At 32.3% G+C, this 23,850-nt stretch carries 25 protein-coding genes and 1 tRNA gene; 15 read left to right on the top strand and 11 right to left on the bottom strand.

What is annotated here, in order from left to right:
* Positions 1–62: 62 nt before the first annotated feature.
* From WFZ85_RS03325 to WFZ85_RS03315, 3 genes are all read left to right on the top strand, one after another.
* On the top strand, positions 63–335 hold the full coding sequence (locus WFZ85_RS03325) for a hypothetical protein (RefSeq protein WP_342694863.1): 273 nt from the start codon (positions 63–65) through the stop codon (positions 333–335).
* A gap of 87 nt (positions 336–422) precedes the next feature.
* Complete coding sequence (locus tag WFZ85_RS03320) at positions 423–2,471, top strand: tetratricopeptide repeat-containing sensor histidine kinase (RefSeq protein WP_342694862.1); 2,049 nt, start codon at positions 423–425, stop codon at positions 2,469–2,471.
* Positions 2,472–2,479: 8 nt separating this feature from the next.
* A complete protein-coding gene (locus WFZ85_RS03315) occupies positions 2,480–3,133 on the top strand; it encodes a response regulator (RefSeq protein WP_342694861.1) in 654 nt (217 codons plus the stop codon).
* Between the two features lie 283 nt (positions 3,134–3,416).
* Here WFZ85_RS03315 and thiL read toward each other — a convergent pair whose 3' ends face one another.
* Positions 3,417–4,463, bottom strand: a complete 1,047-nt coding sequence (gene thiL / locus WFZ85_RS03310; RefSeq protein WP_342694860.1) for a thiamine-phosphate kinase — start codon at positions 4,461–4,463, stop codon at positions 3,417–3,419.
* 225 nt (positions 4,464–4,688) lie between these two features.
* Between thiL and WFZ85_RS03305 the strand changes: the two genes are divergently transcribed.
* From WFZ85_RS03305 to WFZ85_RS03295, 3 genes are read left to right on the top strand one after another with little or no spacing between them, the layout of a single operon-like run.
* Entirely contained in the window at positions 4,689–5,564 is an 876-nt protein-coding gene (locus tag WFZ85_RS03305) for an ABC transporter ATP-binding protein (protein WP_342694859.1), read from the top strand.
* Between the two features lies 1 nt (position 5,565).
* Positions 5,566–9,213 (top strand): ABC transporter permease/M1 family aminopeptidase, encoded by a 3,648-nt coding sequence (locus tag WFZ85_RS03300; RefSeq protein WP_342694858.1) that lies wholly within the window; start codon positions 5,566–5,568, stop codon positions 9,211–9,213.
* Positions 9,214–9,267: 54 nt separating this feature from the next.
* Complete coding sequence (locus tag WFZ85_RS03295; protein ID WP_342694857.1) at positions 9,268–10,197, top strand: 1-phosphofructokinase family hexose kinase; 930 nt, start codon at positions 9,268–9,270, stop codon at positions 10,195–10,197.
* 15 nt (positions 10,198–10,212) lie between these two features.
* On the opposite strand, the gene WFZ85_RS03290 is transcribed toward WFZ85_RS03295, so the two are convergent.
* The 3 genes from WFZ85_RS03290 to lepA all read right to left on the bottom strand — a co-directional run bounded on the left by WFZ85_RS03290 (position 10,213) and on the right by lepA (position 12,636).
* Complete coding sequence (locus WFZ85_RS03290; RefSeq protein WP_342694856.1) at positions 10,213–10,518, bottom strand: type II toxin-antitoxin system RelE/ParE family toxin; 306 nt, start codon at positions 10,516–10,518, stop codon at positions 10,213–10,215.
* A gap of 2 nt (positions 10,519–10,520) precedes the next feature.
* A complete protein-coding gene (locus WFZ85_RS03285) occupies positions 10,521–10,742 on the bottom strand; it encodes a hypothetical protein (RefSeq protein ID WP_342694855.1) in 222 nt (73 codons plus the stop codon).
* A 97-nt stretch (positions 10,743–10,839) separates the two neighbouring features.
* Complete coding sequence (gene lepA, locus WFZ85_RS03280) at positions 10,840–12,636, bottom strand: translation elongation factor 4 (protein WP_342694854.1); 1,797 nt, start codon at positions 12,634–12,636, stop codon at positions 10,840–10,842.
* 219 nt (positions 12,637–12,855) lie between these two features.
* Here lepA and WFZ85_RS03275 point away from each other — a divergent pair, with 219 nt between their 5' ends.
* Entirely contained in the window at positions 12,856–13,494 is a 639-nt protein-coding gene (locus tag WFZ85_RS03275) for a pyridoxamine 5'-phosphate oxidase family protein (RefSeq protein WP_342694853.1), read from the top strand.
* Positions 13,495–13,590: 96 nt separating this feature from the next.
* Here the strand turns inward: WFZ85_RS03275 and WFZ85_RS03270 are convergent, their stop codons facing one another.
* The 3 genes from WFZ85_RS03270 to WFZ85_RS03260 all read right to left on the bottom strand — a co-directional run bounded on the left by WFZ85_RS03270 (position 13,591) and on the right by WFZ85_RS03260 (position 15,997).
* Positions 13,591–14,256 carry a GIN domain-containing protein gene (locus WFZ85_RS03270; RefSeq protein WP_342694852.1) on the bottom strand — a complete coding sequence of 222 codons (666 nt, stop codon included), beginning with the start codon at positions 14,254–14,256 and terminating at the stop codon, positions 13,591–13,593.
* Between the two features lie 59 nt (positions 14,257–14,315).
* Positions 14,316–14,672, bottom strand: coding sequence for a hypothetical protein (locus tag WFZ85_RS03265; RefSeq protein WP_342694851.1), 357 nt, complete (start codon positions 14,670–14,672; stop codon positions 14,316–14,318).
* Positions 14,673–14,791: 119 nt separating this feature from the next.
* Complete coding sequence (locus WFZ85_RS03260) at positions 14,792–15,997, bottom strand: helix-turn-helix domain-containing protein (RefSeq protein WP_342694850.1); 1,206 nt, start codon at positions 15,995–15,997, stop codon at positions 14,792–14,794.
* A gap of 106 nt (positions 15,998–16,103) precedes the next feature.
* Here WFZ85_RS03260 and dusB point away from each other — a divergent pair, with 106 nt between their 5' ends.
* Positions 16,104–17,096 carry a tRNA dihydrouridine synthase DusB gene (gene dusB, locus WFZ85_RS03255; RefSeq protein ID WP_342694849.1) on the top strand — a complete coding sequence of 331 codons (993 nt, stop codon included), beginning with the start codon at positions 16,104–16,106 and terminating at the stop codon, positions 17,094–17,096.
* Here dusB and WFZ85_RS03250 read toward each other — a convergent pair.
* Both WFZ85_RS03250 and rbfA read right to left on the bottom strand, forming a co-directional pair.
* Positions 17,093–18,295 carry an ABC transporter permease gene (locus tag WFZ85_RS03250; protein WP_342694848.1) on the bottom strand — a complete coding sequence of 401 codons (1,203 nt, stop codon included), beginning with the start codon at positions 18,293–18,295 and terminating at the stop codon, positions 17,093–17,095. The genes dusB and WFZ85_RS03250 overlap by 4 nt on opposite strands.
* Position 18,296: 1 nt before the next feature.
* Positions 18,297–18,689: a 30S ribosome-binding factor RbfA gene (gene rbfA / locus WFZ85_RS03245; RefSeq protein ID WP_342694847.1), complete on the bottom strand. Its 393-nt coding sequence runs from the start codon at positions 18,687–18,689 to the stop codon at positions 18,297–18,299.
* A gap of 60 nt (positions 18,690–18,749) precedes the next feature.
* Between rbfA and mce the strand changes: the two genes are divergently transcribed.
* Together mce and WFZ85_RS03235 are read left to right on the top strand one after the other, a co-directional pair.
* Entirely contained in the window at positions 18,750–19,151 is a 402-nt protein-coding gene (gene mce / locus WFZ85_RS03240) for a methylmalonyl-CoA epimerase (RefSeq protein ID WP_342694846.1), read from the top strand.
* Between the two features lie 50 nt (positions 19,152–19,201).
* A tRNA-Ile gene (locus tag WFZ85_RS03235) sits at positions 19,202–19,275 on the top strand.
* Between the two features lie 100 nt (positions 19,276–19,375).
* Here the strand turns inward: WFZ85_RS03235 and WFZ85_RS03230 are convergent.
* Positions 19,376–19,570 carry a hypothetical protein gene (locus tag WFZ85_RS03230; protein ID WP_342694845.1) on the bottom strand — a complete coding sequence of 65 codons (195 nt, stop codon included), beginning with the start codon at positions 19,568–19,570 and terminating at the stop codon, positions 19,376–19,378.
* Between the two features lie 100 nt (positions 19,571–19,670).
* Positions 19,671–20,261, bottom strand: coding sequence for a riboflavin synthase (locus WFZ85_RS03225; RefSeq protein WP_342694844.1), 591 nt, complete (start codon positions 20,259–20,261; stop codon positions 19,671–19,673).
* A 60-nt stretch (positions 20,262–20,321) separates the two neighbouring features.
* Between WFZ85_RS03225 and pdxA the strand changes: the two genes are divergently transcribed.
* From pdxA to accB, 5 genes are all read left to right on the top strand, one after another.
* On the top strand, positions 20,322–21,368 hold the full coding sequence (gene pdxA / locus WFZ85_RS03220) for a 4-hydroxythreonine-4-phosphate dehydrogenase PdxA (RefSeq protein ID WP_342694843.1): 1,047 nt from the start codon (positions 20,322–20,324) through the stop codon (positions 21,366–21,368).
* An 84-nt stretch (positions 21,369–21,452) separates the two neighbouring features.
* A complete protein-coding gene (locus tag WFZ85_RS03215) occupies positions 21,453–21,989 on the top strand; it encodes a YceD family protein (protein ID WP_342694842.1) in 537 nt (178 codons plus the stop codon).
* Between the two features lie 9 nt (positions 21,990–21,998).
* Positions 21,999–22,193 (top strand): 50S ribosomal protein L32, encoded by a 195-nt coding sequence (gene rpmF / locus WFZ85_RS03210; protein ID WP_342694841.1) that lies wholly within the window; start codon positions 21,999–22,001, stop codon positions 22,191–22,193.
* Between the two features lie 157 nt (positions 22,194–22,350).
* On the top strand, positions 22,351–23,349 hold the full coding sequence (locus WFZ85_RS03205; RefSeq protein WP_342694840.1) for a beta-ketoacyl-ACP synthase III: 999 nt from the start codon (positions 22,351–22,353) through the stop codon (positions 23,347–23,349).
* Positions 23,350–23,372: 23 nt separating this feature from the next.
* On the top strand, positions 23,373–23,849 hold the full coding sequence (gene accB, locus WFZ85_RS03200; protein WP_342694839.1) for an acetyl-CoA carboxylase biotin carboxyl carrier protein: 477 nt from the start codon (positions 23,373–23,375) through the stop codon (positions 23,847–23,849).
* The last annotated feature ends 1 nt before the right edge of the window (position 23,850 follow it).

Below are 23,850 nucleotides of genomic sequence, written 5' to 3'. Positions count from 1 at the left end.
TCAAGTTTTGGGTATGCGCAATAAATTAAAAACAAAATCATACTAATAAAAAGTCTCAAATTATGAAAAAATTAGCAACAACATTCGGATTAGTAGCTTTAATGCTAGTGGTTACATCGTTTACAACTCCAACTGATACAGGTGGAAGAATACCAAAAGGTTTTGGTATAGCTTCTGAAACTGGTGGAAGAATTCCTAAAGGTTTTGGAATAGCATCTGAAACTGGCGGAAGAATTCCCAAAGGTTTTGGTGTAGCTTCTGAAACTGGTGGAAGAATTCCTAAGGGTTTTGGATTTAATCTTGAGAGAGGTTACATGATGCCAGCAGTAAATTAATTACTTACTCTTTCAATATATTTAAAGCTATCATACTTTGGTAGCTTTTTTTTATTGTTTATATTTACCTTTTTTAAAAATCATCCGTTGAAAAAAGGTTTAATTTTAATTTCTACTTTACTTTTCTTAAGTTGTAATGAGAAGAATGGCAATGACGAACAACCGATTAATAGTAATGATAGTTTAAACTATTACAGCAAAATATTATCTGATGACAAAAAAAGTTATCAAGAAAAAGTAATTGCCTCAAAAAAAGCGGTTGAACTATCTAAAACCAAAAAAAACAGTCAAGCAAAAAGAGAGGCTCTTGTTAATGTAATAACCTTTCAAGTAATAAACCAAGACTATTATAGATTTGACTTTACATATAAAACATTACTTCAAGATGCGATCACTGCAAATGACTCTATAAATATTGCGAATGCTTATCGCTACAGAGCAAGCTATTTAAAGAACAATACCGTTTATGATAGCGCTTTTTATTATTATGGTGAATCAGAGAAAATTTATGAAATTTTTTCTGATGAACTTAATTTAGGAAACACTCTATTAAATAAAAGTGTTGTTCAATTTTATTCAAATGACTTTTTAAGAGCTGATGTAACTGGAGTAAGAGCTTACAATATTCTTAAAAATCTTGATGACAACTACAAAATCTACTTAATTTTAACCGTTCTTGGAAATATAAATAATGAACTCAGTGAATATGACAAAGCACTAGAATATCATAAAGAAGCTTTAAAAATCATCGAAAAATATGATATTGATAATAGCCAACATCCAAAAGCTACAGTCATAAATAATATTGGTCATACCTATAAACTCCAAAAAAACTATAAACAAGCAGTCGTTTATTTTAACTTAGCATTGCAAAATAAAAAACTGCTAACAGACACTCCCGATTTATATGTTTTACTTTTAGATAATCTTGCCTATTGTAAATTTAAAATTAAAGATTACGCTGGTTTACCAGGAATGTTTCAAGAGTCGTTAAAAATAAGTGATAGTCTACAGTTATATTCTAATTCAGTTTATACTTTAAATCATCTTTCAGAATTTTATGCTGAGAAAAATGATTTAGAAAATGCTAGAAAGAGTTCAGAAAGAGCCATAAAACTAGCTCAAATCACAAAATTACCGGTTGATATTTTAAGTGCGCTGAAACAAAGTTCCTTAGTTTTTCCATCGGATGAAGCTAGAAAATATTCTCAAGATTACATCCGAATTAATGACAGTTTACAACAAAAAGAACGAAAATCGCAAGAAAAATTCGCTCGAATTCAGTTAGAAACTGACGAAATTATTCAAGAAAAAGAAGGTTTAGTAGAGAAAAACAGAACATTACTTTATGTTTTTGTAGTTTCCTTCATTCTTGTAGCCTTATTATTTATCGTTAGAGCACAAAGAGCTAGAACTCGAGAATTATTATACAAACAGGCACAACAGAAAGCCAACGAAGATATTTTTAATTTGATGATGTCACAACAATCTATTATTGACGAAAGCAGAAATAAAGAGAAAAAACGATTAGCACAAGATTTACACGACGGCGTATTGGGCAGAATGTTCGGTTTGCGTTTAAATTTGGACAGTTTAAACAATAATAACGACGAGGAAACCGTCAAACGCAGATTTGAATTATTAAACGAACTCAAAACCATAGAACAAGACATTCGCGAAATTTCACATGATTTAAACAGAGAAAAACAAGTTTTAATTAATAACTTTGTTTCCATCGTTCATAATTTATTAGAAGAACAACAATCTTCTTATCAGGCCAATTTGAAATATACTATTGACAACAGCGTCAATTGGGACAAAGTCAATAATACTGTAAAAATCAATATGTATCGCATATTGCAGGAAGGCTTACAAAATATTAATAAATATGCAAATGCAAAAAACATAAGCATAGAAATAAAAGGCGATAGTGAAAATTTGTATTTAAAAATTAAAGACGACGGAATTGGTTTTGATGTTAATAGAAAAAGTAAAGGAATTGGCATGCAAAATATGATTTCAAGAACACACGACTGTCAAGGTATTATCGATATCAGTTCAAAAAAAGACACTGGAACTTTAATTGCTATAACTATTCCATTAGTAAATAAACAAATAATTGTAGAAGAAGCATGAAAAACCCAATGAATATTTTAATTGTAGATGACCATCCTTTTATTATTGAAGCTTACAAAAACGCCATTAATAAATACAGTCAACAAGGACAACAGTTTACAGTAACCCAAGCTGGCAATTGTAAAGCGGGTTATGAGTACATAGTTGAGGCAACTGAACCTTTTGATATTGCATTTTTTGACATCAGTATGCCAGAATATGCCGAGAAAGGAATTTATTCTGGAGAAGATTTAGCGATGCTTATGAAAACCGAAATGCCAGATTGTAAAATTATCCTTTTAACAATGCACACGGAGTTATTGAAAATAAACAATATCATTAAAAACATCAATCCAAGTGGTTTAATTATCAAAAACGATTTGACTTTTGACGAATTGCTATTCGCTTTTGATAAAATAATTAAAAATGAAAGTTATTACAGTCAAACCGTCATAAAATTGGTTGGCCAAGCACAATACAATAACATCGAATTAGACGTTTTTGATAAACAAATCTTATTTCATTTGTCAAAAGGCGTAAAAACAAAAGATTTACCACAATATATTCCGCTATCGCTTAGTGCCATTGAAAAACGAAAGTTGAATATTAGAGAAATTCTTGAAGTAAAAGGCGGAAGTGATATCGATTTAATTCGTGAAGCGAAGCATAAAGGTGTCATTTAACGATTATACGGGAAACCGTAATGAAATATGCGGGAAACCGTAATTGAATACTGGAAATCAACAACTAATTTAGCTAAATGATTACAGGGTCAGTTTTGTAAATATATTTTAATAAAGTAACCAAATTATTTACAAGACAAAATTTAGGGGAAAAAGAAGCCGTCTCAAAATTTGAGACGGCTTCTGGTTTTTTTGTAAAACAAAATTCTCGAAAATTAGTTATCAAAAATGAAGTTTGCACGTTTGGAGATCGAAATAATTGACACAAAGCATGTTGAGTTTACTACTCTTCCAAAGCATTCCATCCTCGAGCTTTTAGTGGAATTTTAGTATTGGCTCTTGTGATTAAGTGAATACCTTCGCTTTCTTGTACCATGTGTCCAATAACGGTAAAATTGGGGTTTGCTTTTATTTTATCAAAATCTTCTAAAGCTATTGTAAAAAGTAATTCATAATCTTCGCCACCATTGATAGCTACTGTGGTAGAATCGATATTAAATTCTTCGCAAACGTTGATAAACTGCGGGTCAACCGGAATTTTTTCTTCATACAAATTGCAACCCACTTTTGATTGTTTACAAATATGAATAATTTCAGACGATAATCCATCCGAAATATCAATCATAGCGGTTGGTTTTACATCTAGTTTTGACAATAATTCTTTAATATCGTGTCGCGCTTCTGGACGTAATTGTCTTTCTATCAAATAAGTATACGCATCCAAATCGGGTTGATTGTTTGGATTTACTTGAAATACTTGCTTTTCGCGTTCTAAAACCTGCAAACCCATATAAGCCGAACCTAAATCGCCTGACACTACCAATAAATCACCTGTTTTGGCACCGTTTCTATAAATAATTTCTTTTTCATTTGCTTCCCCAATAGCGGCAATCGAAATAATTAATCCTTTTTGAGACGAAGTAGTATCACCACCAATAACATCTACATTATAGAATTTTGCAGCCAAAGCAATTCCGTCAAATAATTCTTCCAATGCTTCTAGCGGAAAACGATTAGAAACTGCCACTGAAACCGTAATTTGAGTTGCTCTAGCATTCATCGCGCAAATATCAGAGATATTAACGACAACAGCTTTGTAACCCAAATGACGCAACGGCATATATGCCAAATCAAAATGTACACCTTCAATCAACAAATCAGTAGAAACGACTGCTTTTTTGGTACCAAAATCTAAAACAGCAGCATCGTCACCAATACTTTTGAATGTTGAGGCGTTTTTTACATCGAAATTTTTCGTTAAATGTTCAATCAAACCAAATTCTCCCAATTGTGACAGTGACGTTCGTTGTGGTGTTTTATCTTCTAGCATACTATTTATTATTGAAAGTCGCAAAGTTACTATTTTAACAACTAAGTCAATTACTGAAATGCGATGTTCCTTGTTTTAATTTTTTTTAGAAAACAAATTGAAGAATGACCTAATTATAAATTTATCTAAAACGGTGGTATTATTTATTTTTAAATAAATATATTTGAAAATCATGTAACATTTTAGTGAAAAAGTAACCTATTGTAAAATAAAAAAATCCATTTTATGAAACTTCAAATAAGTAACCTTAGCAAAACCTATCCAAATGGCGTAAAAGCATTAGATAATTTAAATCTTGAAATTGGTACTGGAATGTTTGGACTTCTTGGTCCAAATGGTGCTGGAAAATCATCTTTAATGCGAACCATTGCTACACTTCAAAAACCAGATAATGGCAGCATAACTTTTGGTGATATCAACGTATTAGAAGACCAGATAGGATTGCGAAAAGTACTAGGTTATTTGCCTCAAGAATTTGGGGTATATCCAAGTATGTCAGCTGAACGATTGTTGGACTATTTTGCGCAGTTAAAAGGTATTTCTTCTTCAAACGATAGAAAAGCTATTGTAAAACAAGTGCTTGAAGTAACTAATCTTTGGGATGTTCGCAAAAAAAGTGTTAGCGGTTATTCTGGCGGAATGAAACAACGTTTCGGAATTGCACAATTGCTTTTAAACAATCCAAAACTGATTATTGTAGACGAACCAACAGCAGGTTTAGATCCAGCTGAAAGACACCGTTTTTTAAATGTCTTACGAGAAATTGGAACCAATCATACCGTAATTTTTTCAACACACATTGTAGATGATATTAAAGAATTGTGTAAAGAAGTAGCGATTCTTAACGGTGGAAAAATATTAATTCAAAACACGCCAAAAGCTGCTACCGAAACTTTAGAAGGACAAATTTGGACTAAAACTATTACAAGAGAAACACTAGAGCAGTGTGAAAAAGAATTCAATGTAATTTCCTCTAACTACAACCAAGACAATACCTTAAATATTAGAGTTCACAGTGTTGAAAAACCAGATGAAAGTTTTTCAAAAAGCACGCCTCAACTAGAAGACGTTTATTTTGTAGCACTTAAAAACGACCAATAATATGTTTGGAACTATATTTACTTTCGAAATAAAAAGATGGTTTAAAAACCCTGCTTTTTATATCTATTCTGGGATTTTCTTCTTGCTATCGCTATTTATAATGGCAAGTAGTTTGGGTGTTTTTGATAGTTTTAAAACTACAACGAGTTCTAATGCCATTTCAAATTCGCCAATCGCTTTAAACGGAATTCTAAATGGATTATCTGTGTTTATTTATTTTTTGCTTCCATCGGTAATTGGAGCATCAGTGTATCGAGATTTTAAATACAATATGCATTCGATACTATTTTCCTATCCTTTTTCTAAAAGAGATTATCTGTTAGGGAAATTTTTTAGTTCGTTTTTAGTGGTAGTTATAATTACGCTATTTGTTGGTTTAGGTGCATTCCTAGCCTGTTTTTTACCCTTTGTAAACGAAGATTTACTTGGTCCACACCGCTTTATGGCTTATGCGCAAAGCTATCTGCTGTTTATAATTCCAAATTTATTTTTCTATGGTGTAATTATTTTTTCTGTAGTTACTATTACACGTAACGTATCGGTAGGCTTTATTACTGTCATTGTTTTGTTATTTGTTCAAAGTATTGTGGATAATTTAACTCAAGAAGCAGATAACAAATATTTGGTTGCGCTTTTTGATCCATTTGGTGCCGATGCTTTGGGTTATTATACCAAATACTGGACAATGTATGAGAAAAATAATTATTTACTTCCTTTTGAAGGTGTTATCATTTACAATCGTTTGTTGTGGTTTGGCGTTTCGATTCTGATTTTAGGACTGATGTATCGCTCATTTTCCTTTTCACAAACGGCTTTAACGCTTGGGAAAAGTAAAAGTAACGAACGAGTTGTAAAAAATAATTTTGGTGGCATTGTTAAAATCAACTTACCCAAAGTAGCTTTTGATTTTTCATTTATACAAAACTTAAAAACAACCTGGAGTTTATCTAACTTAGATTTCAAATTCATTGTTAAAAACTGGATTTTCATCAGTATATTGATTGTTGGATTGCTGTTTATTTTAATTTCGGCTACAACTGTAGGAAGCATATTTGGTACTGAAACTTATCCCGTTACTTGGCAAATGTTATTAATTCCGGGAAGCACTTTTGGACTTTTTATCAATTTAGTAACCTTCCTTTTTGCTGGAATACTAATTCATCGTGGTACTACAACTAGAATGAATCATTTGATAGACGTAACACCTACTCCAAACTGGGTTTTATTGGGTTCTAAATTTATAGCTCTTATCAAAATGCAAATCGTTTTGTTATTTGTAATTATGATAGCTGGAATTTTATACCAAACCTATTCTGGTTTTTATGATTTTGAACTAGGTCATTATCTGAAAGAACTTTTTGGACTAAAACTTATCCATTATTTAGTTTGGGCACTTTTGGCAGTATTTATCCAAACACTTTTCAAAAATTATCTTTTGGGCTTTTTTGTGCTACTTCTACTTTCAATTGGGTTAGCATTCCTTCCTGCCATTGGTGTAGAACAAGACATTTTCATTTTTAATAGTGATCCAGGATTTGAATACTCTGATATGAATGGCTACGGACATGGATTAGCCAACTATTTTATGTACAAAATATATTGGTTTTCTCTCGGAATTGTGCTGTTTTGTTTGGCACTTTTATTCTACACACGTGGCATTGGGCAATCAGCAAAAGCACGTTTTAGCGAAGCCAAACGAAGATTAAATCCAAAAATTGGAATTCCTGCACTTCTAGGTTTAATTAGTTTTTTTGCTATTGGAAGTACTATTTATTATCAAGACAATATTGTAAACGACTCTAAATCGGGAAATGAAATTGAAAAAGAAATGGTAGAATGGGAAAAGAAGTATAAAAAATACGAAAATAAACCACAACCTCGAATAACGGCAATAAAAGTCGATGTGGATTTGTATCCAGAAGAACGAAATTTTGTTGCTAAAGGAACTTATACATTAAAAAACAAAACAAAAGCTACTATAAACGACATTTATATTAATCATAGTGGTGAAACGGAAGTTAGTTTTAATGTAACTACAAAAACCATTTCAAAAGATACGCTGTACAACTTTGATATTTATCGACTAGAAAAACCACTTCAAGCTGGCGATTCTATTCAAATGAAATTCATAAAAAAGAATAAACCCAATACCCTTTTTGCCGATAATTCGCCTGTGATTTATAACGGAACCTTTATTAATAATTCGATGTTTCCAAGTATTGGCTACTCAGACCAAGGCGAAATAATCGATAATGAAGTAAGAAAAAAATACGGTTTAAAACCCAAAGAAGGCATGGCAATGGCAACCGATTCTATTGCTAGAAGAAACACTTACATAAGTAATGATGCTGATTGGGTAACATTTGAAACCACAGTAAGTACAGCTGGCGATCAAACGGCAATTGCGCCAGGTTATTTAACCAAAAAATGGACAAAAGATGGGCGGAATTATTTCCATTACAAAATGGATAGACCAATGCTTAACTTCTATGCCTTTAATTCGGGTAAATATGAAGTTAAAAAAGAGAAATGGAACAATGTAAACATAGAAATTTATTACCACAAAGGACATGATTATAATGTAGACAGAATGATTTCGGCTATAAAAAAATCCTTAGATTATTATACCGAAAACTTTAGTCCATACCAACATAAACAAGTTCGTATAATCGAATTTCCAAGAACTGGTGGTGGATTTGCACAATCGTTTGCAAATACCATTCCGTTCTCTGAAGCTATTGGGTTTATAGCCGCTGTAGACGATGAAAATCAAGATGCGGTAGATTTTCCATTCTCGGTAACGTCGCATGAAGTAGCGCACCAATGGTGGGCACATCAAGTGATTGGTGCCAATGTACAAGGTGCAACATTGATGTCTGAAAGTTTATCGGAATATAGTTCCTTAAAAGTATTAGAACATACCTATGGGAAACAACAAATGCGTAAATTTCTGAAAGACGCTTTGGATAGTTATTTACAAGGAAGAACTTCTGAACAACGCAAAGAACAGCCTTTAATGTTTAACGAAAATCAACAATACATTCATTATAACAAAGGTTCGCTGGTATTATACGCTTTAAGCGATTTTATTGGCGAAAAAACGATGAATAATGCTTTAAAAAGTTACATCAACAAAGTAGCGTTTCAAGAAGCACCTTATACCAATTCTATTGAGTTTGTCAATGAATTGAAAGCTGCAACTCCTGATAGTTTGCAGTATGTAATCAACGATATGTTTGAAACCATCACACTTTATGATAATCGAGTGGAAAAAGCTACTTCAAAAAAATTACCAAATGGAAAATATGAAGTAAAAATCAATTTTGAAGTGGCAAAATATAAAGCCAACGACAAAGGAAAACGTATTTTTAAAGATGCGAAAGGCAAAACGTTAACCTACAAGAAAAAAGGCGACAAATATGCCGTTGAATCATATCCTTTGAATGATTATGTAGAAATAGGCGTTTTTGGGGAACAAACGATAAAAAACAAAAAAACGGATAAAGAATTGTATCTGAAAAAAGTAAAAATCAATAAAATAGATAATTCGATAACAGTTATTGTTAAAGAAAAACCAACCGAAGTAGGTGTTGATCCTTATAATAAATTGATTGACACACAATCAGATGATAACAGAATAAAAATTTAAACATAAATTAGGTGAGACGAAAGTTTCACCTTTTTTAATAAAAAACCATATAAAATGAAACCTAATTCCATTATTACTTTAACTATCAATCCTTCGCTAGATAAAAGCACGCATTTCAATTCATTAATTGCCGAGCAAAAAATACGCTGCGAAAAACCAAGATATGATGCTGGTGGTGGCGGAATTAATGTTTCAAAAGCCATTGCAAAATTGGGCGGAAGTTCAACTTGTGTTTTTACTTCGGGTGGTTCATCAGGAGAAATGCTGGAAGAATTAATTACTAAAGAAGGACTAGAAAGCACTGTTATTAAAACCAAAAATTGGACACGAGAAAACTTCATCGCTTTTGAAAACGCTACAAAATCGCAGTATCGATTTGGATTTCCTGGGAATGAAATTTCAGATGATGAAAAGGATAAAATAATCGAAGTAGTATCAAAAGTAAAAGCAGATTATTTAGTTATTAGTGGCAGTTTAAACGAAGGTTTGCCAACAGATTTCTATCAAAAAATTGCTGAAACTGCCAAAGCTTCTGGAATAAAAGTAGTTGTGGATACCTCTGGAGAGTCCTTACGAAAAGTGTTAGAAACCGGAGTATATTTGATTAAACCAAATATCGGCGAACTGGCAAAACTCATAGGTGTTGACCACTTAGAATTACCCGAAGTTGAAAAAGCCGCAAAACAACTCATTTCCAATAAAAGCGCCGAAATTGTAGTGGTTTCTCTTGGACCAGAAGGCGCAATTTTAGTAACTAAAGACGAAACACATTTAGTAAAAGCACCAAAAGTGGAAAAGAAAAGTACTGTTGGCGCTGGTGATAGTATGGTTGGCGGCATGGTTTGGGCTTTATCGCAAAATAAATCTTTAAAAGAAGTGATTCAAATCGGTGTTTGTTGCGGTACAGCTGCCACGATGAACGAAGGAACGCAACTTTTTAAAGTGGAAGATGTGAAGAGATTGTTTGAGGGAATGAAAGGATAAATTCCATCATGTCTTTTATTTATTATTTCTATTCCAAATCTCAGGATTTCTAGAAGTATGAAAAATTGCAAAAATATTTACCGTTTTTAATTCTTCATTAATTTTATAATGTATCAAAAAAGGAAATTTGTCAACTTTCTTGCAGCGAATTTCTTTGTATTTTATAGAGAAGATATAGGGATCTTTTTTCAGAGCATTAATTTGCTTCTTTACCTGATTGGTATAACGTTTTCCCAATCCTTTCTGTTGAAGCTCATACCAATCTTGTGCTTGTTGAATATCCGCAAAAGCATCAACGTCAATTTTTAATTTATAACTCAAGATTATAAATTTTTAGAAACTTTATTCCAATCCAAAAGTCTGTTAGTGTCTGCTTCTGCTTTAGCAACACGACTTAAAACTATCTTTTGATGCTCAATTGGAATTTCGATTTCATCATTCCATATTGCGTCGTTGATTTTCAATCTATCTTTTGGAGATAATTGTTTTACTGCTTCAACCAACTGATTTACATTCAAGTTGATATTTAGTTTTATTGCATCCATAGTAACAAATTTAGTGAAATTATTTCTAATCAAAAAACCCAACAACTTTCGTCATTGGGTTCAGTCTTACTACTTAATACTTTTGTCTTAATACTCCTTAATCATTCAACTTCAAAACAGCCATAAATGCTTCTTGAGGAATTTCTACATTTCCTACTTGACGCATGCGTTTTTTACCTTTTTTCTGTTTTTCAAGTAACTTACGTTTACGAGAAATATCGCCACCATAACATTTTGCAGTAACGTCTTTACGTAACGCTTTTATGGTTTCGCGAGCAATAATTTTGGCACCAATTGCCGCTTGAATAGGAATATCAAACTGCTGTCTTGGTATTAATTCACGTAGTTTTTCGGTCATTTTTTTACCAATATTATACGCATTATCTTCGTGAATTAAGGCTGAAAGTGCATCAACCGTTTGTCCATTTAATAAAACATCTAGTTTCACTAATTTTGAAGTTCGCATTCCAATAGGTGAATAATCAAATGAGGCATATCCTTTAGAGACGGTTTTCAATCTGTCATAAAAATCGAATACTATTTCAGCTAAAGGCATATCAAAATTCAATTCTACTCTTTCGGTTGTTAAATAAGTTTGGTTGGTAATTTGACCCCGTTTTTCGATACACAAACTCATTACGTTACCCACAAAATCGGCTTTGGTAATAATAGTCGCTTTTATAAATGGTTCTTCTACTCTGTCTAAACGGGAAGGTTCTGGCAAATCAGAAGGATTGTTTACAACAAAAGCTTTTTCAGGTTCTTTTTTGGTATAAGCCAGATACGAAACGTTCGGAACAGTTGTGATTACGGTCATATCAAACTCGCGTTCCAAGCGTTCTTGGATAATTTCCATGTGCAACATTCCTAAAAAACCACATCGAAAACCAAAACCTAAAGCAGCCGAACTTTCAGCCACAAAAACTAGAGAAGCATCATTCAATTGTAGTTTTTCCATCGAAGCACGCAAATCTTCATAATCTTCAGTATCAACAGGATAAATTCCGGCGAAAACCATTGGTTTTACATCTTCAAATCCTGTAATCATATTGGTTGTTGGTGTTTTAGCATCAGTAATAGTATCACCAACTTTTACTTCTTTCGCTTCTTTAATTCCAGAAATTAAATACCCAACATCGCCAGCAGAAATCACATTCTTCGGAACTTGATTTAGTTTTAACGTTCCTACTTCATCAGCAAAATATTCATTACCTGTTGCCATGAATTTAATTTTTTGCCCTTTACGGATTTCGCCATTTTTCACTCTAAAAATTACTTCAATGCCACGAAACGGATTGTAATGAGAATCAAATATTAAGGCTTGTAATGGTTCATCAATAACGCCTTTTGGAGCCGGAATTTTTTCTATAATGGCTGCTAAAATATTCTCTACACCAAAACCTGTTTTCCCCGAAGCATGAATAATATCTTCTAATTTGCAACCTAATAAATCGATAATATCATCACTAACTTCTTCGGGATTAGCACTTGGTAAATCTACTTTATTTAGAACGGGAATAATTTCTAGGTCGTTTTCTAAAGCTAAATATAAATTGGAAATCGTTTGTGCTTGGATACTTTGTGCAGCATCTACAATCAAAAGCGCACCTTCGCAAGCTGCAATTGAACGAGAAACTTCATAAGAGAAGTCAACGTGTCCAGGAGTATCAATCAAATTCAGAATATAATTTTCACCTTTGTATTTATATTCCATTTGAATGGCGTGACTTTTTATTGTAATCCCACGTTCACGTTCCAAGTCCATGTTGTCAAGCAATTGTGCTTTTTCTTCACGAGCGGTAACGGTTTGTGTTGCGCCAAGAAGTCTATCGGCAAGCGTACTTTTTCCGTGGTCAATATGTGCAATAATGCAAAAATTTCTAATGTGCTTCATCTTCTATATCTGTCAATTTTATTAATGCCATCGCATTTAATCTGCAAATATAAACCAAAACTTCCAATTGCAATTTGTTCTTAACTATTGTTCAGGTTCAAAGACTCAATTAATGTTCTAAATTTGGATATTATTCTAAAAGTTATTTAAAATCGTAATGACATCATACTTTGCGATTTTTTTCTATTTAAAAATGTCAATTGAAAAACTTGAACACACATGAGTGATACATTGGAACAATCAATTATAATAAATGAAGGGTACTATACTTTACTTCAGGTCGAACAATTGGCATGGAAAAAACTTGTGAATGGTTCTGTGAAGAAAAAAAACGGTTTTCGCACCATGTGTGTGGGAACAATTGGCGAAGATGGAAGTACTTCGCAACGCATTGTTGTTAACAGAAAAGTAGATGAAGAAAACAAAACCATCTTTTTTCACACGGATAATCGTTCGCGCAAAATGGACGATTTGCAAAAAGATAATCGAATTTCATTATTGTTTTATGATGCGCGACAAAGGATACAAATTGTTGTAAAAGCAAGAGCTATTTTACACACTGATGATGGGTTAGCTAGGGATAGATGGAAATCAACAAGTCCTCAAGCTAGATTGGGTTACATGACTATTGAAGCACCAAATACTAAGTCAACAATGCCAACTTTAGGATATGACAAAAAGTTTTCTGAAATAAAACCAACTGATGATGAAAGTAATGCTTTTCAAAAAAACTTCACCGTCATTGCCTGTAATGTCTATGAATTAGAATTTTTGTATTTAGATTATAGTGGCAACCGCAAAGCAAATTTCTATTACAAAGACAATGTTTTAACAGATTGTTTTTGGGCAGTACCATAAATTGACTTATTTTATGCAATTACTGGATTTAACTCATTGTATTATTAAAAGTCACTCTGCTTTTAAATTTATAACAGTTTAACGATGATTAAAACACTAGTCGACGATTAAATTTCCATTTCCTTTTTTGGTAGATTTTGCGCTAAATTGTGCTTTTCCAATGTTTTGGATGTCACCATTTCCAACCAGGTTTCCTTCTAAATTTTCAGAAACGTTCACCAGTACATTTCCATTTCCTATATTTTTTATTTTAGCATTTTTTGCGATTAATTTTTTGGCGTTTATATCACCATTTCCCACTTTTTCAATATCGAGTTGGTCTATTGTGCCTTGGCAAATGATACTTCCATTGCCACTAGTTTCTGCTCTAAAATACCTTCCAATAATTCCTTTTACATTAATATCACTATTGCCAAAATTTTTTAAAACAGAAATTTCAGGCATAGTAATTTTAATTTGATAAGTATCTCTTTCGTCATATAATTCTTTTCCGGTTTTTGCTTTTACTTTTAAAGACAATTCTGTCTCTTTTTCATCGTAAACAAATTGTATGTTTTTTTCGTTGGTTTCTTTCATAGTAATTTCTACTTTGAAAGAAGTTCCTATTTCAACTTGAATATCATCATTTAACCCTTCAAAAGATAGCTTATCGAAGGTTTTATAATCATAGGTTTTAGTTACCGTTTTTCCTGTGCCTTTAAGTTGTGCGTTTGCAAAAATTGAAGTTAATGTAAATACAATTGCGATAATTAATTTTGTCATAATTTTTGAATTTTGAAGTTGAATTTTGAAGTTGATTTTGATTGATGATTGAAACTCGTTTAATTTTTATATCCCATTGATAATCCGGTATCGCCAGTAACATACAAATCGACTGACACGCTTTCATTTGATTTGTTTTCAATAACTATAGCTGTATTTCTTTCTGCTTTTACCATTACAGTTTCATTTGGGCTAACAGTAATCGGCGAATGTGTTCCGCCAGCAATTGGAGCCATAATTATTTTTAAATCGTGATTGGAAACGTTTTTAAGTTTTACTTTAAAAGTTCCGTGTTCATTGTTTCCTAAAACAAAACTTTCGTTTGGTTTAATAGTTGTGTTTGAAGTTAGCGAACCAAAAACACCACAAGAAGTAACAAGTAATAAAATAGCAAATAATGTAATAGCTGTTTTCATAATTAGAATTTTAATGATTAATAACAGGGCAAAATTGCGCCATAAATCATCGGCAATCGCTTCAAATTATAATTTGAGACTAACTGATTAATAGTTGGGAAATACTATTAATATTGAAGTTATAATGTTTCTATAAATTCTTTAGGTGTTTTTCCAGTATTTTTTTTGAACGCACGGTTAAAAGTGGCTTTGGAATTAAATCCACAGTCATAAGCAATTCCTAATAAAGTAGATTTTTTATGTTCGCCAATAGCAAAACTATTTTTTACTGCGTCAATTCGGTAGTTATTGATAAAGTCGTTAAAGTTTAAACCAAATCCTTGATTAATGGTTTTGGAAATTACTGACGCATTGGTTTCAAGTTTTTTTGCTAAATCAGAAAGTGTTAATTCAGGATTTTGATAGAGTTTTTCTTCTTGAATTAAGGTTTCAATTTTAGATTTCCAGTGCTGAATTTCTGGCGCATTTACTTCTTCAAATGTTTCGTGCTCAATATCAATTACAGTTTCGACTTCTTCAGCATTATTTGAATTTAATAAAAGAATTGGATTCTTATCAAAAAGAGAAATTTTAAATGGTATAGAAGAATTAATTGGATTGGAATATCCTGTAATGGCAATGTAATACATAACAATTGAAAAGAGCATAAAAAACCACCAACTTCCTTGATAGGTTTTTATTTTTGGAAAAAAATAGCCAATAATATCAAATGCTATCGGCAAAAGCAGCATCACTAAAAAGGCAATCAAATAGTTTTTTATCCATTTAAACAAAACAGAATCAGCATAACTTACTACTTGAAACATTAGTTTTTTATAAACATTATAATAGCGAATACTCAGTATAAAATAGATTATCATTGAAATCAAACCCAATTTTTGATACCATTCGTCAAAATCTTTATCCATTCCGTTGGCATAGAAATAACAATCGCCTAAAATGAACTTATCATAAATCCATATTGCAATAATGTAGAGTAAATAAAAAAATCCAGGAAGTAAATGAAGCGTGTATTTTTTAGAAAATTTGAACGATGGATTTAATAAACTTTGAGTGTAAAAATAAATTATCGGACCTATAAAAAATAAATGCTGAAAAGGCATGTAAAACATAAAATCTCTGTAGGGTTGATTGTCATACCAACCTGCAAAACCTAGCATCCAAGGCGCAATAAACAAACTACATAAAAAGATGAAAAGGCTTAACCAATAGTTGGATTTATTCTCAGTTCGTATGGCTTTTAATACGAGTAAAGCACTGTAAATTATTCCTTGTGTAAAAGAAATAAGTAAAAGCGAACTGTACGCACCAAATTGAAAAAGCATGAAGAAGTTTTTTGTAAAAATAAGGATTAATTGTATTGTGTTTGTTACTTCGATATAATTTCAAAACTAAATTTTCTTACCTATCTTTGCCAAAATATAAATAGCAATGCCCAAAATAGGCAACATCATTTTACCCGATTTTCCGCTTTTACTTGCGCCAATGGAAGACGTGAGCGATCCGCCGTTTCGCAGATTGTGTAAATTGCATGGTGCCGATTTGATGTACTCCGAATTTATTTCTTCAGAAGGTTTGATTCGTGATGCAGTAAAAAGTAAAATGAAATTAGACATTTTTGACTACGAACGTCCAGTTGGTATCCAAATTTTTGGTGGCGATGAAGAAGCAATGGAAATGTCGTCACGAATTGTAGACGCTGTTCAACCCGATTTGGTAGACATCAACTTTGGTTGTCCTGTAAAAAAAGTAGTATGCAAAGGCGCAGGCGCAGGTGTTTTGAAAGATGTAGATTTGATGGTGCGTTTGACCAAAGCGGTAATTAAAGGAACCAATCTTCCGGTAACGGTAAAAACACGTTTGGGTTGGGATGAAAATTCTATTAATATTGATGAAGTTGCTGAGCGATTGCAAGATATAGGCGTTGCAGCATTAACTGTTCATGCTAGAACGCGAGCGCAAATGTATAAAGGTCATTCCGATTGGACACATATTGCGAGAGTGAAAAACAATCCTAGAATTACCATGCCAATTTTTGGAAACGGCGATATCGATTCTCCTGAAAAAGCATTGGAATATAAAAATAAATTTGGCCTTGACGGAATGATGATTGGCCGTGCTGCCATTGGATATCCGTGGATTTTTAACGAAATCAAACATTATTTTCAAACAGGAGAACATCTTGCTCAACCTACAATGCACGACAGAGTAGAAGCGGCAAGAAATCATCTCACTTGGTCAATGGATTGGAAAGGCGAACGTGTTGGGATTGTAGAAATGCGTCGTCATTATACCAATTATTTTAAAGGAATTTCAAACTTTAAAGAACATCGGCTAAAATTGGTAACACTTGAAACGGCTGAAACTTTGTTCCAAGCTTTAAATGAAATTGAGGAAGTATATTCTAACTACCAGTTTGCTTAGTCAATCAATTTTTTAGTCACTCTAGAACTGGCAATCCAACTTGCTAATACTCCCAAAATTACTATTGTTATAAAAACAATAAATACATTTCGAAAACTAAAAACTACAGGATAGGGTAAAGTATCAGTAATCATTATTAAGTTAAATTGTTGCTGTAGCAAAACAATAATAGTTCCAAAAACTAAACCAATAATTCCACCAATAATACTTAACAAACTTCCTTGCAGTAAAAATATATTTCTTAAATCTGTGATTTCTGAACCTAAATTAAAGAGTGTTTTTAAATTACTTTTTTTATCCAAAATCATCATTATCAAAGCGCCAATTAAATTAAAAAGTGCAATAATTATTACTAAAGTAAAAATTAAATATACGGCTATATTTTCGGTATTTAGCATTTTGTAAAGTGTAGCATTTAACTGTGCACGATTTTTTACTTCAACCTTATAGTTAAAAATCTTATTCAGATTTTGGGTTATTATTGTTTCATCAACATTGGGTTTTAACTTAATTTCAATAGCAGATACTTGATTTGGATTTAGTTCCAACAATTGTTGCGCCAAGCTTAGGTCACAAAAAACATATTTACTATCTAAATCCTCGCTAACAGCGTAAATTCCTACTGGAATTAAAATTGTTTTATTAAAAGCTTCCTCTTCGCTTTCAATAACACCTTTTCCTTTTCTGGGAACATATACTTCAAAGGGATTGTTGAAATCAAAAAGTCCTAAAGACAATTTTTGTGAAATTCCATAACCTATAACAACTTGATATGTATTGGGCGTTAACCACTTGCCATTGAAAATGTTTTTTTGGGAAATTAAATTTGTTTTAGTGTAATTAGCATCAACACCTTTTAAATAAGTTACCTGTTCTTTTCCGTCAAAAAAGAAAAGCACACGTTCTTCTACAACTTTGCTATACGATACAATTCCTTCTACTCGCTTTAACAAGTCTTCTTGTGCAAGTGTAACTTGAAATGATTTTCCTGTTTTTGGATTAATTTTTAAATCGGGATCAAAATCATTGGAAAAAGACAAACTAAAATCACGTAAACCACTAAAAACAGAAAGCACTACAAACAATGCCATAGCACCAACAATAACTCCCACGGAAGCAATGCCAGTTATTATATTAATAGCATTATTTTTACTTTTGCTAAAAAGGTAACGTTTGGCTATGTATAGAGAAAAGTTCAAATTAGAATTTCTTGCGTTTTTCTAGAAGTTCACGATTTTCGATTGGGTTTTCTTTTCCTGCCAATGCATTGTCAATCTTTTCTATATAATCCAATGAGTCATCAATATAAAAAGCGAGATTAGGCACTTTTCGCAATTGTAATCTTACACGTTGCGACAAATCATGTTTTATCAAAGGCGCATTGGTTTTTATCGCTTCCAATAAATCTTTGGCTTTGTCTTGTGGAAAAACACTAAGGTAAACTTTCGCAATAGACAAATCAGTAGTGACACTTACTTTTGAAACCGAAATAACTAAGTTGGTGATGCCATTTTTACGTATTTCACCTTGCAAAATATCTACCAAATCTTTTTGCAATACACTGCCGATTTTCTTTTGTCTATTTGTTTCCATAGTGCAAAAATACAATTTTATATTTTTCTTATCTTTGTTATTGTTAAAACAAAAAATAAAATGCGAAAAATTGAACATATTGGAATAGCGGTAAATAGTCTAGAAACATCCAATTTACTTTTTGAAAAGCTATTCGGAAATCCACCCTATAAACAAGAAGAAGTATCGAGCGAAGGAGTGAAAACCTCTTTTTTCATGAATGGTGCAAACAAAATTGAACTACTTGAAGCCACAAATCCTGAAAGTCCTATTGCTAAATTTATAGAAAAAAAAGGTGAAGGTATTCACCACATTGCATTTGATGTAGAAGATATTTTTTCAGAAATTGAAAGATTAAAAAATGAAGGGTTTTTAGTTTTAAACGAAATACCAAAAAAAGGAGCCGACAATAAGCTGGTCGCATTTTTACATCCCAAAGGCACAAACGGTGTTTTGATTGAACTTTGTCAAGAAATCCAATAAAAATAGTTGCAATGCAAAAAAAATAATAGTAATATTGCAACCTCAAAACTGGTCCTATAGCTCAGTTGGTTAGAGCACCTGACTCATAATCAGGTGGTCCTTGGTTCGAGCCCAAGTGGGACCACAAAAAAAGACCTCGAAAATGAGGTCTTTTTTTTGGTTGATTACGATTCAGATGTTTTTTAATTTAACATTTTGTTAAGTTTATCGATTATCTAAAATTTTTATTTTGGAGATTGGATTTTTTTTTTACTTTTACGCTCTATGAAATTTGTCCCAAATAGGATTTTAATTATTCTCGTTGCGTTACTTGTGCCTTTAACAACTGTTATTGCAGCACCTGAACCGCCACCGCCTTCGACGCCGCCACCGCCACCAGGTTTGCCTTTAGACGGTAGTCTATTAGTTTTGGCAGGCATTGCATTGCTTTATAGTTTTTACAAGATTTACATAACTAATGCGAAAAAGTCATCCTTTTAATCTGGATACTTTTTCGTAGTTCTTTATAAGTTTTAGATTTTATTGTCGGAGAGCATGTAGTTTTGCGATGTATTTTCCTATAACATCGAACTCCAAGTTTACTTTTGTCCCGATTTTAAAAGTTTTAAAGTTTGTATGCTCATATGTATACGGAATAATGGCCACGCTAAATTCTTTTTCTTTTGAATTTACAACAGTTAGACTAACACCATTTATCGTAATTGATCCTTTTTCAATTGTTACATTATCAAATTTATTATCATACTCAAAAGTAAAATACCAACTTCCATTTACTTCTTCAATAAATTTACAGATACCAACTTGATCCACATGTCCTTGCACAATGTGTCCATCAAGTCTATCTCCGAGCTTCATGGCGCGTTCTAAATTGATTAGGTCTCCTGTTGTCCAGTCGCCAATATTTGTTTTTTCAATTGTCTCTTTTATCGCAGTAACTGTGTATTCTTCATCACTTATTGCAACAACTGTCAGACAAACACCGTTGTGCGCCAAACTTTGATCAATTTTTAATTCTTTGGTAACATCAGATAAAATTGTGAGATGAACATTATCTTTTTCTTTTTCAATACCTTTTATAGTTCCTAGAGTTTCAATTATTCCTGTAAACATTGTGATTTTATTTTACTAAATTTGCACTTCAAAATTAGCAATAAATAACTTGTCATTCTAATGAAAAAAGCAGAAAATATAATCGTTGGAATATCCATTGGAGATTTAAACGGTATTGGAAGCGAAGTGGTGCTAAAGACATTTGAAGATTCGAGAATGCTTGAATTATGCACGCCTGTTATTTTTGCGAATGTAAAAGTAATATCATTCATAAAAAAAACACTAGAATTGTCTGCTGCTCTTCATGGTATTGATAATTTAGAGCAATTAGTTCTCGGTAAAATCAACGTTTTAAACGTTTGGCGTGAAAGTATTGATTTAAATTTTGGTACAAATGATGATATTGTTGGAAAATATGCCATTAAGTCATTTGTAGCAGCAACGAAAGCCTTAAAAGATAATCAAGTAGATGTTTTAGTTACAGCTCCCATAAACAAGTATAATATACAATCGGAGGAATTCAAATTTCCTGGGCATACTGATTATTTAAACAAGGAATTAGAAGGCAATGCTTTAATGCTAATGATTCATAATAATTTAAGGATAGGTTTATTAACAGATCATATACCTGTTAACGATGTAGCAAAAAATTTGAATGAAAAATTAATAGTTCAGAAAATAGAAACCATCAAGTCTACATTAACCAAGGATTTTGGCATCAATAAACCAAAGATTGCAGTACTTGCGCTAAATCCTCATGCTGGCGATAATGGTGTAATAGGTAAAGAAGATGATGAAATTCTAAAGCCAGTCATAAAAAAACTATTTGACAAAGGAAATTTGGTTTTTGGACCTTTTGCTGCTGACGGATTTTTTGGAAACAGTCAACATGAAAAATATGATGCTATATTAGCTACATACCACGACCAAGGGTTAATTCCATTCAAAACACTATCTTTTGGAAATGGTGTCAACTATACTGCTGGCCTAAATAAGATTAGAACTTCTCCTGACCATGGAACAGCATATGAAATTGCTGGAAAAGGAATTGCCGACTTTAATTCCTTCAAAGAAGCAGTTTATACAGCTATTGATATTTATAATTCTCGAAATCAGTTCGAAGAAATAAGCAAAAATCCATTAAAGACAAAAGAAAAACAGTTATAAAAAAAAAATGTTTATAAGGTTATTGAAATTGTAATATTTTTATATCTTTGCACTCCCGAAAAGGCGGCACAAATTGTTGTTTAGATGAAAATTACGAATGAATATTTAATTCCATTCATAGGATTAAAATTAGGAAAACATCAATTTGGTTTTAAAATAAGCAAGAAGTTCTTTGACGAATTTAATTTTGACGAATTTGAAAATTGTAATTTAGCAGTTGATGTTGTTTTAGACAAAAAAAGTAACATGCTAGAAATCAATTTCAAACATAAAGGAACCGTCAATGTACCCTGTGATTTAACAGGCGAATTATTTGACTTACCAATTAAAGGAAAAATAAAATTAGTGGTTCAATTTGGTGAGCAATATAATAGTGATAATGATGAATTACTAGTGTTACCTCATGGAGAACATCAAATTGATTTATCCCAATACATTTATGAAATGATTGTATTGTCTGTTCCTCATAAAAGAGTTCACCCAGGTGTTAAAGATGGCACCTTAAAAACAGAAGCGCTAAACAAACTAAAAGAGCTACAAGTTAAAGAAATTAACAAAGAAAATAAACAAGAAATTGACCCGCGTTGGGACAAATTAAAAAATCTATTAACGGATAAATAATATAACAAAATGGCACATCCTAAGAGAAAAATCTCCAAAACTAGAAGAGATAAGAGAAGAACACATTATAAAGCTACTGTTGCAACTATCGCAACTTGTCCAGTAACTGGAGAAGCACATTTATATCACAGAGCTTACTGGCACGAAGGTAAGATGTACTATAGAGGACAAGTTGTTATTGATAAATCAGTAGCTGTTGCTTAATTAAAGTTTTATTTAAAACAAACTCTCACTATGTGGGAGTTTTTTTGTTTTCTTAAATTTCAACAAATAAGTACTATTGTAGACTTTAGTTTGAAAATTTTTTGTAATTTCCACCACTTTTTAGTGGCGTATATTGAAGGAAAAAAATGCGATTTTTATGAATAAAATAACTGCTGCAGTTACTGCAGTTGGAGCTTATGTTCCAGAATTTGTGCTATCAAATCAAGTTCTTGAGTCAATGGTTGACACCAACGACGAATGGATTACCACTCGCACAGGGATAAAGGAAAGGAGAATCCTGAAAGAAAAATATAAAGGCACTTCTTTTATGGCAATAAAAGCTGCAAAAGATTTGATTTCTAAATCTAAAATTGATCCTAAAGAGATAGATTTAGTCATTATGACAACCACAACACCTGATATGCCAGTTGCCGCAACTGGAGTTTATGTGGCTACTCAAATTGGTGCTATCAACGCATTTGCTTACGATTTGCAAGCGGCATGTTCAAGTTTTCTTTATGGAATGTCAAATGCTGCTGCATATATAGAATCGGGTAGATACAAAAAAGTACTATTAATAGGTGCTGATAAAATGTCATCTATCATTGATTATACTGATAGAGCTACTTGTATCATTTTTGGAGATGGTGCTGGTGCCGTTTTATTTGAACCAAATCATGAAGGTCTTGGGCTACAGGATGAATATTTAAAAAGTGATGGTATTGGCAGAGAATATTTGAAAATAGATGCAGGAGGTTCTATACTTCCTTCATCTGCTGAAACAGTAGCAAACAGACAGCACTACGTTTTTCAAGATGGTAAAACAGTTTTCAAATATGCCGTTTCGGGAATGGCAGATGTAAGTGAAAAAATCATGGAGCGTAACAATTTAACCAAAGACAATGTTAACTGGTTAATTGCTCACCAAGCTAATAAAAGAATTATTGACGCAACTGCTAACAGAATGGGATTAGATGAAGAAAAAGTATTGGTCAATATTCAAAAATATGGTAATACTACTTCCGCGACCTTACCGCTGCTTCTCAATGATTTTGAAGACAAATTTAAAAAAGGAGATAACTTAATTTTTGCAGCATTTGGAGGAGGATTCACTTGGGGTTCTATCTATTTAAAATGGGCCTATAACAAACAATAAACTAACACTAAAACTAACTAATTATGGATTTAAAAGAAATTCAAAACCTAATCAAATTTGTATCCAATTCTGGAGTTGCTGAAGTAAAGTTAGAAACCGGAGATATAAAAATTACAATACGAACTACGTTAGAAGGTAATTCATCTGATATTACTTACGTTCAAGCACCAATGCAACAAGCTATTGCTGCGCCAGTTGCTGCAATTCCTGCTGCTCCGGTTGCCGCTGTACCAGTTGTTGCCACAGATGATAATTCAAAATACGTTACTATAAAATCTCCAATGATTGGCACCTTTTACCGTAAACCTTCGCCAGACAAGCCTGTTTTTGTAGAAGTTGGAAGTACAATTGCAAAAGGCGATGTGTTATGCGTTGTAGAAGCAATGAAGCTATTCAACGAAATTGAAGCTGAAATCACTGGTAAGATTGTAAAAATTCTTGTTGATGACATGTCACCTGTTGAATTTGACCAACCATTATTCTTAGTTGATCCATCTTAAA

Origin of the sequence: Flavobacterium aureirubrum (genome assembly GCF_038739835.1) — a bacterium.
GTDB lineage: Bacteria > Bacteroidota > Bacteroidia > Flavobacteriales > Flavobacteriaceae > Flavobacterium > Flavobacterium aureirubrum.
The sequence above is the reverse complement of the archived record's forward strand: the minus strand, read 5'-3'. Positions and strand labels throughout refer to the sequence as shown.

What these genes read in the sequence shown, in the direction of transcription:
- WFZ85_RS03305 (WP_342694859.1), top strand. Translation starts at nt 4,689, where the DNA reads ATGAAACTTCAAATAAGTAACCTTAGCAAAACCTATCCAAATGGCGTA.
- WFZ85_RS03325 (WP_342694863.1), top strand. Translation starts at nt 63, where the DNA reads ATGAAAAAATTAGCAACAACATTCGGATTAGTAGCTTTAATGCTAGTG.
- WFZ85_RS03215 (WP_342694842.1), top strand. Translation starts at nt 21,453, where the DNA reads ATGAAAATTACGAATGAATATTTAATTCCATTCATAGGATTAAAATTA.
- mce (WP_342694846.1), top strand. Translation starts at nt 18,750, where the DNA reads ATGCGAAAAATTGAACATATTGGAATAGCGGTAAATAGTCTAGAAACA.
- WFZ85_RS03205 (WP_342694840.1), top strand. Translation starts at nt 22,351, where the DNA reads ATGAATAAAATAACTGCTGCAGTTACTGCAGTTGGAGCTTATGTTCCA.
- WFZ85_RS03270 (WP_342694852.1), bottom strand. Translation starts at nt 14,256, where the DNA reads ATGACAAAATTAATTATCGCAATTGTATTTACATTAACTTCAATTTTT.
- rbfA (WP_342694847.1), bottom strand. Translation starts at nt 18,689, where the DNA reads ATGGAAACAAATAGACAAAAGAAAATCGGCAGTGTATTGCAAAAAGAT.
- WFZ85_RS03300 (WP_342694858.1), top strand. Translation starts at nt 5,566, where the DNA reads ATGTTTGGAACTATATTTACTTTCGAAATAAAAAGATGGTTTAAAAAC.
- WFZ85_RS03315 (WP_342694861.1), top strand. Translation starts at nt 2,480, where the DNA reads ATGAATATTTTAATTGTAGATGACCATCCTTTTATTATTGAAGCTTAC.
- thiL (WP_342694860.1), bottom strand. Translation starts at nt 4,463, where the DNA reads ATGCTAGAAGATAAAACACCACAACGAACGTCACTGTCACAATTGGGA.
- WFZ85_RS03275 (WP_342694853.1), top strand. Translation starts at nt 12,856, where the DNA reads ATGAGTGATACATTGGAACAATCAATTATAATAAATGAAGGGTACTAT.
- WFZ85_RS03285 (WP_342694855.1), bottom strand. Translation starts at nt 10,742, where the DNA reads ATGGATGCAATAAAACTAAATATCAACTTGAATGTAAATCAGTTGGTT.
- WFZ85_RS03260 (WP_342694850.1), bottom strand. Translation starts at nt 15,997, where the DNA reads ATGCTTTTTCAATTTGGTGCGTACAGTTCGCTTTTACTTATTTCTTTT.
- WFZ85_RS03295 (WP_342694857.1), top strand. Translation starts at nt 9,268, where the DNA reads ATGAAACCTAATTCCATTATTACTTTAACTATCAATCCTTCGCTAGAT.
- WFZ85_RS03265 (WP_342694851.1), bottom strand. Translation starts at nt 14,672, where the DNA reads ATGAAAACAGCTATTACATTATTTGCTATTTTATTACTTGTTACTTCT.
- pdxA (WP_342694843.1), top strand. Translation starts at nt 20,322, where the DNA reads ATGAAAAAAGCAGAAAATATAATCGTTGGAATATCCATTGGAGATTTA.
- dusB (WP_342694849.1), top strand. Translation starts at nt 16,104, where the DNA reads ATGCCCAAAATAGGCAACATCATTTTACCCGATTTTCCGCTTTTACTT.
- WFZ85_RS03230 (WP_342694845.1), bottom strand. Translation starts at nt 19,570, where the DNA reads ATGCCTGCCAAAACTAATAGACTACCGTCTAAAGGCAAACCTGGTGGC.
- WFZ85_RS03225 (WP_342694844.1), bottom strand. Translation starts at nt 20,261, where the DNA reads ATGTTTACAGGAATAATTGAAACTCTAGGAACTATAAAAGGTATTGAA.
- rpmF (WP_342694841.1), top strand. Translation starts at nt 21,999, where the DNA reads ATGGCACATCCTAAGAGAAAAATCTCCAAAACTAGAAGAGATAAGAGA.
- lepA (WP_342694854.1), bottom strand. Translation starts at nt 12,636, where the DNA reads ATGAAGCACATTAGAAATTTTTGCATTATTGCACATATTGACCACGGA.
- accB (WP_342694839.1), top strand. Translation starts at nt 23,373, where the DNA reads ATGGATTTAAAAGAAATTCAAAACCTAATCAAATTTGTATCCAATTCT.